This window comes from Streptomyces sp. NPDC012510 (assembly GCF_042955065.1).
Lineage (GTDB): Bacteria > Actinomycetota > Actinomycetes > Streptomycetales > Streptomycetaceae > Streptomyces.
Genome location: NZ_JBIBEN010000003.1, coordinates 193,741 through 209,040, shown reverse-complemented (window position 1 = coordinate 209,040; position 15,300 = coordinate 193,741). Strand labels below are relative to the sequence as shown.

12 protein-coding genes are annotated in these 15,300 nt (G+C 70.6%); all 12 read left to right on the top strand.

Annotated features, from left to right (window positions below; translation table 11 throughout):
* The first annotated feature begins 418 nt into the window (after positions 1–418).
* The 12 genes from ACFY9I_RS06380 (at position 419) to ACFY9I_RS06325 (ending at position 15,220) form a co-directional block, all read left to right on the top strand.
* Positions 419–1,867 (top strand): aldehyde dehydrogenase family protein, encoded by a 1,449-nt coding sequence (locus ACFY9I_RS06380; protein WP_390997416.1) that lies wholly within the window; start codon positions 419–421, stop codon positions 1,865–1,867.
* 4 nt (positions 1,868–1,871) lie between these two features.
* A complete protein-coding gene (locus ACFY9I_RS06375) occupies positions 1,872–3,071 on the top strand; it encodes a helix-turn-helix domain-containing protein (RefSeq protein WP_390997413.1) in 1,200 nt (399 codons plus the stop codon).
* Positions 3,072–3,305: 234 nt separating this feature from the next.
* A complete protein-coding gene (locus tag ACFY9I_RS06370; protein ID WP_390997410.1) occupies positions 3,306–4,328 on the top strand; it encodes an alcohol dehydrogenase catalytic domain-containing protein in 1,023 nt (340 codons plus the stop codon).
* A complete protein-coding gene (locus ACFY9I_RS06365) occupies positions 4,325–5,704 on the top strand; it encodes an amidohydrolase family protein (protein ID WP_390997408.1) in 1,380 nt (459 codons plus the stop codon). The genes ACFY9I_RS06370 and ACFY9I_RS06365 overlap by 4 nt, the downstream gene beginning before the upstream one ends.
* Positions 5,705–6,326: 622 nt before the next feature.
* Positions 6,327–7,418, top strand: coding sequence for a BMP family ABC transporter substrate-binding protein (locus tag ACFY9I_RS06360; RefSeq protein WP_390997405.1), 1,092 nt, complete (start codon positions 6,327–6,329; stop codon positions 7,416–7,418).
* A 294-nt stretch (positions 7,419–7,712) separates the two neighbouring features.
* A complete protein-coding gene (locus ACFY9I_RS06355; RefSeq protein ID WP_390997403.1) occupies positions 7,713–8,006 on the top strand; it encodes a hypothetical protein in 294 nt (97 codons plus the stop codon).
* A 234-nt stretch (positions 8,007–8,240) separates the two neighbouring features.
* Positions 8,241–9,332, top strand: a complete 1,092-nt coding sequence (locus ACFY9I_RS06350; protein WP_390997400.1) for a BMP family ABC transporter substrate-binding protein — start codon at positions 8,241–8,243, stop codon at positions 9,330–9,332.
* A gap of 29 nt (positions 9,333–9,361) precedes the next feature.
* The gene (locus tag ACFY9I_RS06345) at positions 9,362–10,918 is read left to right on the top strand and encodes an ATP-binding cassette domain-containing protein (protein WP_390997398.1); all 1,557 of its coding nucleotides are present in this window, start codon (positions 9,362–9,364) and stop codon (positions 10,916–10,918) included.
* A complete protein-coding gene (locus ACFY9I_RS06340) occupies positions 10,915–12,093 on the top strand; it encodes an ABC transporter permease (protein ID WP_390997395.1) in 1,179 nt (392 codons plus the stop codon). Before ACFY9I_RS06345 ends, ACFY9I_RS06340 begins: the two co-directional genes overlap by 4 nt.
* The gene (locus ACFY9I_RS06335; protein WP_390997392.1) at positions 12,090–13,004 is read left to right on the top strand and encodes an ABC transporter permease; all 915 of its coding nucleotides are present in this window, start codon (positions 12,090–12,092) and stop codon (positions 13,002–13,004) included. Before ACFY9I_RS06340 ends, ACFY9I_RS06335 begins: the two co-directional genes overlap by 4 nt.
* 280 nt (positions 13,005–13,284) lie before the next feature.
* The gene (locus tag ACFY9I_RS06330; RefSeq protein ID WP_390997390.1) at positions 13,285–14,166 is read left to right on the top strand and encodes an SUMF1/EgtB/PvdO family nonheme iron enzyme; all 882 of its coding nucleotides are present in this window, start codon (positions 13,285–13,287) and stop codon (positions 14,164–14,166) included.
* 85 nt (positions 14,167–14,251) lie between these two features.
* Entirely contained in the window at positions 14,252–15,220 is a 969-nt protein-coding gene (locus tag ACFY9I_RS06325; RefSeq protein WP_390998066.1) for a bifunctional riboflavin kinase/FAD synthetase, read from the top strand.
* Positions 15,221–15,300: the final 80 nt, after the last annotated feature.

The window sequence follows — 15,300 nt, the reverse complement described above, 5'->3', positions numbered from 1 at the left end:
GTACTCCGCCTACGACGCGGCGGCCGCGCGGCGTCGCTTCGTAGGCGCCATAGGCTCCGCAGGCGTCTTAGGTGAAAACCTCAAGGCCGCAGGCGTGACCGACCCGCCGCCGATCGCCGGGCAAGACGCGCAGCTCTCGGCGGTGCAACCCCCTCAGCCACGCTCGGGTAGGCCTGTACACGCGCGTGATCTGTTCGCCGGTGCCGAGGTTCACCGCGCCGAGGGTGCGGCGGTGCATGGGCGTGCCGGTGCGGATGGCCGCGCACTGCCGCACGTGTGAAGGACGTGGTGACGTCAGGACGACCGGTTGTCCGGGCTGCCCCAGTAGAGCGGCGGCGGCGCGCATGCGGCCTGCTCGATACTCACAAAGCGAGATCGCATATTGACATGCGGGACAGGGTCGGTCAAGGTTCCCCCTATGGCGGCTGTTGACTTCCCTTCATCCCAGCACTTCATCAATGGCGAGTGGGCTACGGCCCGCGACGGCCAAACCCTGGACATCCTCGATCCGGCCACCCAACAGGTCATCACCAAGGTGGCCCGGGCCGGCGCGGCCGACGTCGACGACGCGGTCGCCGCGGCGCGCCGCGCCTTCCCTGCCTGGGCGGCGACCAACCCCAGCGAGCGCGGCGCAATGATCCGGCGCTGGGCGGACCTGATCATCGCCGAGGTCGAGGCCCTCGCGGCCGTCGAGGCCCAGGACGTGGGCAAGCCACTGTCCGGGGGCCGGACGAACATCTACATCGCTCACGGCATGATCGACTACTTCGCCGGCGCGGCCGACAAGCTCACCGGAGTCACGCTGCCCACCCGCAGCCCCGACTACCTGGGCTACACGGTGCACGAGCCGTACGGCGTGTGCGCCGTCGTCATCCCGTGGAACGTTCCCACCATCCTCACGGCCGCGAACGTCGCGCCGGCGCTCGCGGCGGGCAACACGGTCGTCCTCAAGCCGTCCGAGATCGCGCCGCTGGCCCCGTTCGCGCTCGTCGAACTCGCCCGTCGCGCCGGGTTCCCGCCGGGTGTGATCAACGTCGTCGCGGGCCTCGGCCCCGAGGCGGGCGTCGCACTCACCTCGCACCCGGACGTCGACCACATCAGCTTCGTCGGCTCCACCACCACCGGACGGGCGATCATGGCGGCCGCCGCACAGAACCTCGTCCCGGTGAAGCTGGAACTCGGCGGCAAGTCTCCCAACGTGCTCTTCGCCGACGCCGACCTCGACACCGCGATCCCGGCGATCGTCACCTCCATCACCGAGAACGCGGGGCAGAACTGCTACGCCGGTTCCCGGCTGCTCGTGGAGGCCTCCGTGCACGACGAGGTCGTGGAGCGGATTGCCGCCGCGATGGCCGACGTCAAGACCGGGCCCTGGGAAGCCGACCTGGACATGGGGCCGCTGGTCAGCGCGGCGCAGTTCGCCCGCGTCAGCGGTTTCCTCGAGGAAGCGCCTCGCGAGGGGGCCCGTCTGGTGGCGGGGGGCGCTCCCACCGGCGAAGGGTGGTTCGTCCGGCCGACCGTGTACGACCGTGTGGACGCCGGCATGCGCGTCGCCCGTGAGGAGGTCTTCGGCCCGGTTCTCGCCGTGCAGTCGTTCCGCGACACCGCCGAGGCGACCGAGCTGATGAACGCGACGGACTTCGGCCTGCTGACCTGCATCTGGACCAACGACGTCTCCCGGGCACTGCGGCTGGCGAAGGACGTCCGCTCCGGGCAGGTTGCGGTCAACCAGTTCCACGACGCGGGCGTGATCGGCTTCCCGTTCAACATGCAGAAGGACAGCGGTTTCAGCCGCGGCGGTGGGTACGCGGCGTTGCGCGAATATACCCAGGAGAAGGGCGTGGCCATCCGGCTGCTGGCCCGCTGAACCCATGAGTGGCACCGCCGGAGCGTGGTCCGGATCGGCTCGGGAAGGACCCGGGCCGGACACTGAGCCTGCCATTCTGGAGCGGGAGCTGACCGGGGCCGTCCTCGGGGGCGCCGAGCGCTCGGACGTGCTTCGCAGGCTCCGGGGGGCGACGGGAAGGCATGTGCGCCTGCTGTCCGCCCGGGGCGTGCCGCTGGCGACCACCGACGACGGCGCGGGAGTGCCGGCCGCGGTGGCGGGCGCCGTGCTCTCCGAGACGGGCGGATCGGCGGTCGACACGCTCGACGGGCTGCGCGCAACGGCGCTGCCCGTGCGGGCGGGGACGACGACGGCCGGTGTGCTGCTGACTGTCGGCCCCGGCGATCCCCGCGTGCAGGCGCTGGCCAGGGCCGCCGTCACCGCGCTGCTCATCGACGCCGTCCGCGCGGGGGAGCACTCCGCCGCTCCGCCGCAGCACACGCCGGCCGACGTCGTCGCCGCCCTGCGGTCCGGGACGGTGAGCCCCTCGGTGTGCGCGGCGGCCGCGGCACTGGGGATCGATCTGCAGGGACCCCTGGCCGGTGCCGTACTGCACTACAGCGGCTCCCGCCTGCGCGCCTGGTCCACGGCCCTCGCCTGGCTGGAACACCCGGTGCAGCAGGAGGGGCGCATCGCGTGGACGGTCGTGCCGGGCGAGGCCGTGCTGGCCCGCCTGCGGAACCGGCTGCGCCTCATGACGGGCGACGATTCCCCTGACCACGACGTCGTCGCGGCAAGCGGCTCCCACCCCGACTCACCGGGCGGCCTGGCCCGGTCCTTCACCGAGGCCGAGAGGCTGCTCCGGCTGGCCCGGACACGACGCGTCTCGCTGCTCACCTTCGACCGTTGCGGAGTCGTCCAGGTCCTCCTGCCCCTCCCGCCCGCGCGGCTCGAGGTGTACGTCGAGGCGCACCTCGGGCCGATCCGGCAGCGTACGGAGCTGATGGCCACTCTGCGTGCCTGGCTGGCCGAGAGGGGCAGCCGGCAGAGCGTCTCCGAACAACTCCACCTGCACCGCAACTCGGTGGGCTACCGGGTTCGTCAGATCAAGAGCCTCCTCGGCACGGACCCCTTGCTTCCCGCCGCCTCGGCGGAACTGCACTTGGCGCTCACGGCCCTGGACCTGCTCGCTGCCGACGAACAGTGGCTGCTTGACGACGACGAGCCGATGTCCGCCGGACGCTGAAACGGTCTGCGATGCGCGGCCGCCGGGCCCGGCGGCGCGCCTGCTCGTGTACCCGCTCCCGCGCCTCCCTCAGCGTGCCCGTGAGCCTTGCGACCTGGGGAAACGTCGGTGAGACCAAGATGTAGCGCAGGAGCGTTGACAGCACCGGTCGGCGGAGGCAGAGTACCTCGCAATACGTTCCACCGCCTCGCAATGCGAGACGGGTCAGAGTGAGGAGGCTGCACGGTGCGAGCCATGGTGCAGACCGATTTCGGCGGGCCCGAGGCCATGTTCCTGCAGGATGTCCCGGAGCCGGTGTGCGGACCCCGCGACGTCGTCGTCGAGGTCGCGTACTGCGGACTCAACTGGCTGGACCTGCAGCAGCTCAAGGGGCCGGCCGTGATCCCCGGTTTCCGCCTTCCGCACGTGCCGGGCATGGACTTCGCCGGAACGGTGGTGGCCACCGGATCCGCGGTCGGCTCGATCGTCTCCGGTGACAGGGTCATCGCCGATCCCACCCAGGGCTGCGGCAGTTGCCGGCACTGCGCGGTGGGCGATCGTGCCTACTGCGTCAGCCCGCGCATCCTCGGCGCCAACGCCCCCGGCGCGCTGGCCGAATATGTACTCGTGTCCGCGGACTCGATCGTTTCGGTCCCTGAATCCATGCCCCTCTCCGCGGCCGTCACCCTCCCCACCGCCTTCGCGACAGCTTGGTACGCGGTGCACACGGTCGGGTCGCTCGCCGCAGGTGAGACCCTTGTCGTGCACGCCGGTGCGAGCTCCATCAGCCTGGCGGCCATCACTCTGGCCAAGCGGGCCGGGGCCTCGGTCGTCGCGTTCGCCAGCACCGACGCGAAGCTGGACGCGGCCGGCGCGGCCGGCGCGGACCTGCTCCTGCGCAACGGGGACCCGGACGCCGTCAAGACGATCATGATCTTCACCGACGGCGCCGGCGCGGACCTGGTCCTGGACCACGTCGGTGCCGAAACCTGGCGCACCTCACTGGACTGCCTCGGCATCCGCGGGCGTCTGCTCCTGATGGGCAACACCAGCGGTGACCAGGTGTCGTTCTCACTGAGAGAGGTCTTCCACCGCGGCCTCAAACTGCTGGGTGTCGGCGGCTACACCTCGGCCGACTTCGTCGCCGCGATGTCAGCCTGCTTCGCGGCAGGCCTGCACCTGCCCACCGCCGCCCGGTTCCCGCTCGAGGACATGGCCCGAGCCTGGGACGTGTTCGGCGCCCGCGAGACCATGGGGAAGGTCGTGATCGAGCCATGACCGACCTGCTGATCGTAGGTGGCGACGTCGTCACGATGGACTCCGCTCGGCGGGTCCTGACCGGTGCGACGGTCGCCGTGTCCGGGGACAGCATCGCCGCGCTCGGCACGGCCGAGGACCTGCGCGCCCGCTTCCCGGGGGCGCGGGAGATCGACGCGTCGGGCTGTGTGGTGATCCCGGGCCTGGTCGACGCCCACCAGCACACCACCGTCGACCCCCTCGTGCGCAGCATGATCCCGGACGACATCGGTTCGCAGGAGTCGATATTCGACTGGATCGTCCCCTTGCACGCCCGCGCAGACGGTGACGATGACGAGCTGGCCGCGACCATCACGGCGGTCGACTGCCTGTCCCGGGGAATCACCACGGTGCTGGAACCGGGCACGGTGGCCTACCCGGAACGAGTCGCCGCGGGGCTGGGTGCCGCGGGCATCCGCGCCCGGGTCGGGGGCTGGGGCTGGGACGCCGAGGGTGTGCCGTTCGGAGCTCCCGCCGACGAGGTGCTCTCCAGGCAGGAGGACATCGTCCGGTCCTTGCCGGTCACGGGGCCGGTCACCGGGTGGGTGACGCTCGTCGGCCACGACCTCGCCAGCGACGAGCTCTTCGCCGGGGCGGCGAGCCTGGCCGAGCGGCTCGACACCGGACTGACCTGGCATGTCTCGCCGGGACCCGCCGACATCGAGGCGTACGCCCGGCGCTGCGCGCGCCGACCGGTGGTCCACTTCCGCGAGTTGGGAGTACTCGGCCCGCGCCTGCTGCTGGGGCACGCCGTGTGGCTCGACGACGCGGAGGTCGACGCCATCCTCGAGACCGGTACCGCGGTCGCCGCCTGCCCGGGGGCCTACCTCCGTCTCGCCCAGGGATACACCCGTGCTTCCCGCCACGCCGAACTCGTGCGGCGGGGCGGCCGGGTGGCACTGGGCTGCGACGCGCACAACGCCGGCGATGCCCCGGACGTCCTCCTGGCGGCCTACCTGCTCGTCGGCCTCGAACGGGACCGTGATCTGCCCGACCCGCTCCGCGCCGAGCAGGCGTTCGCCCTCGCGACGATCGACGGCGCCGGGGCGATCGGTCTCGGCGAACGGATCGGCTCGCTCGAGGTGGGCAAGGCCGCCGACATCGTCGTGCTCGACACCGCCGACCCCGCATGGGTGCCCCGTGGAGACCTCGCGCGCCAGCTCGTATGGGGCCAGGTGTCACGCACCGTCCGGGACGTGCTGGTCGACGGCCGCGTGGTGCTCCGCGACCGGCGGCCGACCGGCGTCGACCTCGAGGCCGTCGCCTCGGCTGCCGCCGAGCGGTCCGCCGCCCTCCTGCGGCGCGCCGGCATCACACCCCGCCCGACCTGGCCCACCGAGCCGGCAGCCACTCAGTAAAGGAGACCGGCAGTGCATGTCATCGTCATATGTGGACTTCCGCCGCCGGAGAGTCGAGGCATGCCGCCGCGGCCGGTGGTACCGCCGCCGCCCGCGACGAGCGGAACCCTCGCTCCGGCGGGAGGGCCGGTGTCACGCCGTACGGCCACGACATCCCGGTCAGCGGCGCACCGGCGATTCAGCCGTGAACGTCACGACGGTCGGGACCGCCGAGCCCGTCGAGGCGGTGGCCCGTGACGACCCCGGCGAAGCCGGTGCGATGACCTCGCCGACCGGCGACAGGTTGACCCCAGGTCGTGGACGCCGTCGCAGGCCCACCGCCTCGCCCACCTGAGTGCCTCGTGCACGAGACGACCGACCAGGGTGCCCACGCCCGCCGAGCCCGTCCGCGTCACCGCCGACCCCTCGGTCACCACCGCCCGGACCGCGTCGACCCCCCGCGCCCGAGCGGATGGGATCCCCGCCGCCCCTGGCCGCGGGTCAGGAGTCCCTGTCCCACCAGAACCGTGTCTCCCAGGCCGAAGCAAACCAACTCACCGAGACCTGCTCAACCGGCCACCACTTCCCCTGATCCACCACCGCCTTGTGGCGACGGTGCCACCCAGTGAATGGAACAACGCTCATGACCACAAAAGGCACGCTGTGGCGTCGTCGGGCCGCGGTCGGCCTCGCCCTCGCGGGAGCACTCGCGCTGTCCGCCTGCGCCGGCAACGCGGCGACGGCGCCCAAGGCGACCGACCAGGCGGCCGGCGGCAAGAGCCCGGCGCTGAAGGAGCCCGATGTCAACGGCGACGGCAAGGTCGTCATCGGTGTCCTCAGCCCCGGTGACATCAACGACCATGGCTACTACCAGAGCTTCGTCGACTCGGCGGACGCCTTCGCCAAGGAGAAGGGCTGGACGATCACCAAGCGCGGCAGTGTGTCCACGACGGACGCGCTCAGCGCGGCACGCGCGCTGTGCCAGCAGCACGTCGACCTGATCGCCCTCGGCGCGACCGAGCTCAAGAGCGCCATCCCGGCCTCCGAGGAACCGATCTGCGCCAAGACCGCCTGGTACATGCCGGCGGCGGCGGGCGTCGTCACCCAGACCCCGCGAATCCTGCTGTCCACCGACGATCCCAACCAGAGCCTGCTCGCCGCCGGCTACGCCGCGGGCCTGAAGATGAAGGCCGCCGGCCACACCAAGGCCGGGTTCGTCACCGGCAACAAGGCCTCCTTCAGTGTCCTCGCCGCCAAGGCCTTCCAGGCCGGGATCCGGGAGGTCGTCCCGAAGGCCACAGTGACGAGCACCTACACCGGCGATTTCAACGATTCGGCCAAGGCCAAGGAGGCCATGCAGGCGCAGATCAGCCAGGGCACCAAGGTCATCTACCCCTACCTGGGCGGCGCGACCGACGCCGCGACGCGGCTGGCGAACGCCAACGACGTGATGACCCTCACCCCGGGCACGGACCGGTGCGACTCGACCGACCCCAAGTTCGACATTTCGGTGATCTTCAACCCGGGTGACTACTTCCGCGCCGCTCTGGAGGAGTTCGCCAAGAACAACTTGAAGATGGGCACGACGCGCGTGTGGCAGCTCGGCGTCGATCCCTACCCGACGGTGAAGTTCTGCGACCCCGAGGGCGACGAGGCCAAGAAGCTGGCGGAGTTCATGAAGAAGATCGGCAACAAGGAGATCGATCCGACGGCGGAGGTCAAGCGCCTCGGCTGACCTGCCGAGCTCCGCTGACCTGCCGAGATCCACGAGAAGGTTCGGCTGACACCGACGACCTCAGCGGTTGGTCGGGCCGGGACGGGCGGCCGCCCGGCATCGACCTCGCGGCCAGCGCAGCGGCTGCCGCCGAGCGGTCCGGCGCTCTCCCGCTCTCGTCCGGAGCGTCGGAGCACCACGCCCCGCACGGCCCGCCCGGCCCGCCCGGCCCGGCGGACGGAGCCGACGGGCCGCGGACGGAGCCGACGGGCCGCGGACGGAGCCGACGGGCCGCCCAACAAGGGAGAACACCCGTTGCACGCCGTCGACACATCCGGGCTTGAGCCGGTGAAGAAGCGGGGCCTGCGGCCGCAGACAGTGGTCCCGCCGTTACGCGGCCTCGTCGCCTCCTCGAGTGGGCGGCACCGCGAGAACGCCGGGCGTCGTGCCCGGCGACCTGTCCTGTGCATCTCCCAGGTCGTCGACACGTCGTCGCCCGCCGACAGCCCCGCTCGCCCTGAGTGCCCCGTGCACGAGGTGATCGACCCGGGTGACCACATCACACACCACCTGCTTCTCGCCGTACACATGCTCGCTCAGGTCGTCTGAGTCACCACAGAACTCGATCACGTCCGTCTCAGGCCGTACAGGCCCCACTCGGGACACGGCGGTCGGGCGAACGGGGTGGTTCCCGTGGTCTTCGGCCGCAGTCGAGCAGCCCCTCCCACCAACCGTGTCTCCACGCACAACCCCATCCGGCCGGCTGACCCGCTGAACCGGCGACCACGCCTGATTCCACCCCGCCTCCACAAGGCGGTGCCACCCAGTGAAGGGATCACAGACATGACAACCACCAGTACCCTGCGGCGTCGTCGGGCCGCGGTCGGCCTCGCCCTCGCGGGAGCCCTCGCGCTGTCCGCCTGCGCCGGCAACGCGGCGACGGCGCCCAAGGCGACCGACCAGGCGGCCGGCGGCAAGAGCCCGGCGCTGAAGGAGCCCGATGTCAACGGCGACGGCAAGGTCGTCATCGGTGTCCTCAGCCCCGGTGACATCAACGACCACGGCTACTACCAGAGCTTCGTCGACTCGGCGGAAACCTTCGCCAAGAAGCAGGACTGGAATGTCATCAAGCGCGGCAGTGTGGACGCGACGGACGCGCTCAGCGCGGCACGCGCGCTGTGCCAGCAGCACGTCGACCTGATCGCACTCGGCGGGACCGACCTCAAGACCGCCGTCCCGGCCTCCGAGGAACCGGTCTGCGCCAAGACCGCCTGGTACATACCGGCGGCGAAAGGCGTCGTCACCCAGACCCCCAAGATCCTGCTGTCCACCGACAACCCCAACCAGACCCAGCTCGCCGCCGGCTACGCCGCGGGCCTGAAGATGAAGGCCGCCGGCCACACCAAGGCCGGCTTCGTCACCGGCCCCAAGGCATCCTTCAACGTCGCCGGCGCCAAGGCCTTCACGGCCGGCATCCGCGAGGTCATCCCCAACGCCAAGGTGCTCGTCACCTACACCGGCGATTTCAACGATTCGGCCAAGGCCAAGGAAGCCATGCAGGCGCAGATCAGCCAGGGCGCCAAGCTGATCTACCCCAGCCTGGGCGGCGCGACCGACGCCGCGACGAAGCTGGCCAACGCCAACGGCGTGATGACCCTCACCCCCGGCACCGACCGCTGTTCCTCCACCGACCCGAAGTTCGACATCTCGGTGCTGTTCAGCCCCGGTTCCTACTTCCTCGCCGCGCTGGAGGAGTTCGCCAAGAACAACCTCGAGATGGGCACGACCCGCGTGTGGCAGATGGGCGTCGACCCCTACCCGGCGGTGAAGTTCTGCGACCCCGAGGGCGACGAGGCGAAGAAGCTGACCGAGTTCATGAAGAAGATCGGCAACAAGGAGATCGACGCGGACGCCGAAGTCAAGCGCCTCGGCTGACGTACCGATACCGACAAGGAAGATCAGCGATGACAGCGACGACCTCAGCGGTTCCGGTGCTCGAACTGCGAGGCATCACGAAGGCCTATGGTTCCGTAACAGCCTGCGATGGCGTGGACCTCAGGGTCGACGCCGGAGAGATCCACGGACTCCTGGGTGAGAACGGGGCGGGCAAGTCCAGTCTGATGAAGGTCCTGCTCGGGCTGGTACGGCGAGACGGCGGCACCGTCCTGGTGCGCGGCGAGCAGGTGGCGCTGGACAGCCCGCAGGAAGCGGCCGAGTTGGGCATCGGCATGGTGCACCAGCATTTCAGCCTGATCAACAGGCTGACGGTGTGGGAGAACGTGGCACTCGGCGACACCGGCAGGGTGAACAAGCAGGTCCTCTGTGCCGACATCGCCGAGGTCTCCGCCCGGTACGGACTGCCGATCGACCCCGAGGCGCGTGTCGACGCCCTGTCGGCCGGCCAGCGGCAGCGCGTCGAGGTGATCAAGTGCCTGCGGCGTGACCCCCAGATCCTGATCCTGGACGAGCCGACCTCGGTGCTGACCCAGGCGGAGTCGGAGGAACTGTTCGCCGTACTCCGCCGGGTGGTGCGGGACGAGGGACGCGCTGTCATCCTGATCAGCCACAAGCTCGCCGAGATCGCCCAGGCCACGGACCGTGTGACGGTCCTGCGCAAGGGACGCGTCACCCACCGGACGGCCACCGTCGACACCACCGCGGCGGAACTCGCCAAGCAGATGGTGGGCAGGGAGGTGTCGCTGGGCGAGGAGGCCGCCGCCCTCGGCATGCTGCCGGTGCGGACCCCGAGCACCGGCAGCGGCGAGACCCGGGACCGGCAGCCGGCCGTCCTGCGTCTTGACGGACTCACCGTCGAGGAAGGCGGGGTGAAACTCCTCGACGGCGTGGATCTGACCGTGGGCGCGGGGGAGATCGTCGCCCTCTACGGCGTCGAGGGCAACGGCCAGGCGACGCTCGGTGATGTCCTGTCGGGTCTTGTCGTGCCGACCGCGGGGACCGTCGAGGTCGCCGGACAGAGCGTCGACGTGACCCGGCCCGGCGCGCTCACGAAGGCCGGTCTCGGCATCGTGCCGGAGGACCGGCACCAAAGCGGTGTCGTCCTCGACATGAGTATCGCCGAGAACCTGGCGATGAAGTCGCTGGCCAAGGTCAGTGGCCGCTTCCTGGTACGGCGGGCCGCGATGCAGGCCGAGGCACGCCGTCTCGCCAAGGAGTTCGACATCGTCACGCCCTCGCTGGACCTGCCCGTTCGCAGCCTCTCCGGCGGCAACCAGCAGCGGGTCGTACTCGCCCGGGAACTGTCCGATGACACCCGCGTCCTGGTGGCCGCGCAGCCCACCCACGGGCTTGACGTCGGCGCCATCGAAAGCATGTATTCCCGGCTGCGCAAGGCGGCCGCGGAAGGCGTCGGTGTGCTGCTCATCTCCACCGAATTCGAGGAAGTCATGGCCCTAGCGACCTGGATGGCGGTGATCTCCTCCGGGCGGATCACCGGACTGCTCCCCGTCTCGGAGGCGACCCCCGAGCGGCTCGGCATGCTGGTCGGCGGTGAGGCCGCATGAGCGCCGCATCCCTGCCCGGCCCGGACGAGCTCGGCCGTCGTCTCCTCGCGCAGCTCAGGCCCGGGCGCGGTGGCTGGATGACAACGGGCCTGACCGTCGTGCTCGTGCTCGTCGCCGCCGCCGTGTCCGCGCTGCTGCTCGTACTGACCGGTCTCTCGCCGAGTGCCGCGCTGGACGCGATCTGGCAAGGAAGTCTGGCCAACACTGGCGGATGGACGACCACGCTGCTCAACGCGGCGCCCCTGCTGCTGGTCGCGATAGGAATGTGCATCTGCACGACCACCGGCACGGTCAACATCGGCCAGGAGGGACAGGTACTCATCGGTGCTCTGGCCGGAGCATGGGTCGGGCTGAGACTGGCCCTGCCCGGCCCGATGCTGGCCGTCGTGGTACTGATCGCCGCGGCCGTCGGCGGTGGCGTCTGGGCCGGACTCAGCGCCCTGATGCACCGTTACCGCGGAGTCAATATCGCGGTGAGCACCCTGCTGATGTCGTTCGTCGCCGTCCAGGTCATCTCGTTCGCCGTCGGGACGCAGTGGCTGCTGCAGGAGACCGTGAGTGCCTCCGACTTGGCCGACGCGCAGTCCAACCCCCTGCCGGCCAACGCCCAGCTCGCCACCTTCGGACAGTACCCGTCGCTGCAGTTGAACACCGGCCTGTTCCTCGCGCTCATCGCCGCGGTCGGCGTCTTCATCCTCCTCACCCGCAGCCGCTGGGGCTTCAAGGCGCGCATGGTCGGACTCAACCCGATGACGGCCAAGCACGCCGGTGTCCGCGTGGGAGCGGTCAGCGGCCTCACCCTGGCGGTGTCCGGCGCCCTCGCGGGGCTGGCCGGCGGCCTGCTGGTGGCCAGCCCGATCGGCACCAACCGGCTGACGGCCGGCGTGTCGGACAACGTCGGCTGGGACGGTCTGCTCGTCGCGCTCGTCGCGCGCAACCGGCCCCTGGCCACCATCCCCGTGGCGTTCCTGTTCGGCGTGCTGCGCGCGGGCGGCAACTTCCTGTCCACCACCGGCGTGCCGTACTACCTGGTCGACATCGTCAAGGCGTTGCTCGTCCTCGCGTTCGTCGCGCCGCCCGTCCTCCTCGACCTCTGGCGCCGGCGCCGCGGTGCCGCGCCGGCCACGGCGCGCCCCGTGCCGGTTGTCCCGACCAAGGTGAAGGCAGCCTCGTGAGCGTTATAGAAGACACCACAACCATTCTCTCCAGCGGCGTCCGGCTGACCGTGCCGCTGGCGTTCGCCGCCTGCGGTGAGTACCTGGCCGAGCGCGCCGGCACGATGAACATCTCCGTCGAGGCGATGATGCTCGGCGCCGCGTTCACCTCGGTCGCCGCCGCCAGCGCGTCCGGCAGTGCCACCATCGGCCTCGTGGCCGGTGTCCTGGTCGGCCTGATCCTCGGTTTCGTACACGGCAACCTCTCCCACCGGGCGCAGATCAACACCTTCGCGGTCGGTCTTGTGCTGAACGCGCTGTTGCTCGGGCTGACGAGCTACCTGATCACCGCGGAGCAGTTCGCCTCGCACCAGGTCGCGGTGCTCTCGATCCCGCTGCTGCAGGACATCCCCCTCATCGGCGAGCCGCTGTTCTCCCAGCGCTGGCCCGCCTTCCTCCTCTTCGGGCTGGTGCCGCTCACCTGGTGGCTGGTGGAGCGCAGCCGATGGGGCCTGGAACTGCGGGCGGTCGGGGAGAATCCGCAGGCCGCAGACGTCACGGGCATCAAGGTGAACGTGCGGCGCCGGCAGGCCCTGCTGTGGTGCGGCGCACTGTCCGGTCTCGGTGGCGCGTACCTCGCGGTCGGCGAGGTCGGATCGTTCAACCAGGATATGACCGCAGGCCGCGGATTCATCGTCATCGCCGCGGTGATCTTCGGGGCGTGGCGGCTCGGCCGGGCCATGCTCGGCTGCCTGCTGTTCGGCCTGTCCGACGCGCTGCGGCTGGCTCTCCCCGCGCTCGGTATCACCCTCAACGCCGAACTGCTCGTCGCGGCTCCGTATCTGCTCGCGCTCCTCGCGATGGTGCTGTTCACCACCCAGCACCGGCAGCCCGCCGCGCTCTGCCAGCCCTTCCAGCGCGGGTCGATCTGAGCGCCGAGGATGCGGCAAGGACACCGGCGCCCGCCGCCACGGGGGGCGGGCGCCCGCCCGCTTCCGATCGAGATCACGCGATCGGTCGGGGGACGACGAGTTGAGGAGCGAGATCAGCCGCCGGGCACGCGGTCGGCCGGATCGATCGTCCACCGTGCCGGGGGTCACGACACCAGCGCCGGCCCGCGGCGCGCCCAGGTGGTCCGCGATCACAGCCGGGCAGGATCGAAACGGTGAGCCCGTTCCAGCGATGGACGGAAGCAGAGGGAGATGTAACGGAATGGCAGGGTGTTGCGCTCCAGGGCGTGGAGGCCATCAGGGCCGGGCCGAGCGAGTTCCTACGGACGGCCGCGACACCGGTGCGCTGATCGCGTTGCCCGGTGGGATCTTCCGGATGGGCACCGACGACCGCGACGGGTTTCCCGAGGACCGCGAAGGCCCGGTGCGCGAGGTGACCGTGGCGCCGTTCGCCATCGACGCGCACTGCGTGTCGAACGCGCGCTTCGCGGAGTTCGTCTCCGCGACCGGTTATCGCACGGATGCCGAGCGGTACGGGTGGAGTTACGTGTTCGCCAAGTTCCTGCCCGGCGAGCTGCGCAAGGTCTCACCACGCCCGCAGCAGACGCCCTGGTGGTGCGGGGTGTCCGGGGCCTACTGGGCGACTCCGGAGGGACCCGGCAGCGACTTGGAAGGACGCTGGGAGCACCCCGTCGTGCACATCTCCTGGAACGACGCCACCGCGTTCTGTGCCTGGGCCGGACGCCGCCTGCCCACCGAATCCGAGTGGGAGTACGCCGCACGCGGAGGGCTCGACCAGGCGCGCTACCCGTGGGGTGACGAACTCACCCCCGGCGGGCAGCACCGGTGCAATATCTGGCAGGGCCGCTTTCCGGCGCACAACACCGCCGAGGACGGCTACACCGGAACCGCCCCGGTGGATGCCTACGAGCCGAACGGATTCGGGCTGTACAACGTGGCCGGCAATGTGTGGGAGTGGTGCGCCGACCTCTTCGGTCCGGCTCACGCCGGCCGCGCGATGCGCGGCGGTTCCTACCTGTGCCACGCCTCGTACTGCAACCGCTACCGCGTCGCCGCGCGAACGAAGAACGACCCCGACAGCTCGAGCGGCAACGTCGGCTTCCGCGTCGCCGAGGACCTCTGACCCGGCCACCGGCATGGCAGGCAGCGTTGCGTATCGGCGTATCGAAACCCGGATATCAAGGACACAGACTCGAGGAGTGGACAGGTTGCAGCACTGGCATGGCTTCGAGGACATCCCGCAGGACTGGGGGCGCAGCGTCGTCACCATCGGCTCCTACGACGGCGTGCACCGGGGGCACCAGCTGATCGTCGGCCGAGCGGTGGAACGCGCCAGGGAGCTCGAAGTCCCCTCTGTTGTCGTCGCGTTCGACCCGCGTCCGCGCGAGGTCGTACGTCCCGGTCGCCGCCCCCCGCTGCTCGCCTCGCGCCACCGGCGTGTGGAACTGATGGCGGAACTCGGCGTGGACGCCTTGCTCATCCTCCCTTTCACCCTGGAGTTCGCGAGGCTGTCGCCCGAGGATTTCGTCGTGAGAGTTCTCGTCGACAAGCTGCATGCCAGGTGTGTCGTCGAAGGCCCCAACTTCCGCTTCGGGCACAAGGCCGCCGGCGACGTCGCCTTTCTCGCCGAGCTCGGCCACACCTACGACTACGCGGTAGAGGTCGTCGACCTGTGCGTACGTGGCGAGGCCGGCGGTGGCGAGCCCTTCTCCTCCACCCTGACCCGCCGCCTCGTGGCCGAGGGCGACGTCGAGGGCGCCGCCGAGGTCCTCGGCCGTCCGCACCGTGTCGAGGGGGTCGTCGTCCGCGGTGCTCAGCGCGGTCGCGAGCTCGGTTTCCCGACTGCCGACGTCGAGACGCTGCCGCACAGCGCCATCCCCGCGGACGGTGTCTACGCCGGTTGGCTGCGCGCCGGGGGTGAGGCGATGCCCGCCGTGATCTCCGTCGGCACGAAGCCTTATCCCGACGGTACGGGACGCTCCTTCGAGGCCCACGCCATCGACCGCGTCGGCCTCGATCTCTACGGCCTGCACGTCGCCGTCGACCTCCTCGCCTTCGTCCGCGGACAGACGAAGTCCGACCCGATCGAGGCCCTCCCCGATGCCGTCGCGAGCGACGTGAAGCGGTCACGGGAGCTCATCGAGGCGTACGAGGCGGTCTCGGGCCGGCCGAAATAGGGCCGGAGCGGCGGGACGGTCACGGCGGACCCGGCAGGCTGCCGGCATCCGCCGTGGAAGCGCAACGACGCCGCCCATGT

Excerpts from the sequence above, each read along its gene's own strand:
- ACFY9I_RS06370 (WP_390997410.1), top strand. The coding sequence starts at position 3,306 with ATGGTGCAGACCGATTTCGGCGGGCCCGAGGCCATGTTCCTGCAGGAT.
- ACFY9I_RS06365 (WP_390997408.1), top strand. The coding sequence starts at position 4,325 with ATGACCGACCTGCTGATCGTAGGTGGCGACGTCGTCACGATGGACTCC.
- ACFY9I_RS06375 (WP_390997413.1), top strand. The coding sequence starts at position 1,872 with ATGAGTGGCACCGCCGGAGCGTGGTCCGGATCGGCTCGGGAAGGACCC.
- ACFY9I_RS06360 (WP_390997405.1), top strand. The coding sequence starts at position 6,327 with ATGACCACAAAAGGCACGCTGTGGCGTCGTCGGGCCGCGGTCGGCCTC.
- ACFY9I_RS06380 (WP_390997416.1), top strand. The coding sequence starts at position 419 with ATGGCGGCTGTTGACTTCCCTTCATCCCAGCACTTCATCAATGGCGAG.
- ACFY9I_RS06345 (WP_390997398.1), top strand. The coding sequence starts at position 9,362 with ATGACAGCGACGACCTCAGCGGTTCCGGTGCTCGAACTGCGAGGCATC.
- ACFY9I_RS06340 (WP_390997395.1), top strand. The coding sequence starts at position 10,915 with ATGAGCGCCGCATCCCTGCCCGGCCCGGACGAGCTCGGCCGTCGTCTC.
- ACFY9I_RS06350 (WP_390997400.1), top strand. The coding sequence starts at position 8,241 with ATGACAACCACCAGTACCCTGCGGCGTCGTCGGGCCGCGGTCGGCCTC.
- ACFY9I_RS06330 (WP_390997390.1), top strand. The coding sequence starts at position 13,285 with ATGGCAGGGTGTTGCGCTCCAGGGCGTGGAGGCCATCAGGGCCGGGCC.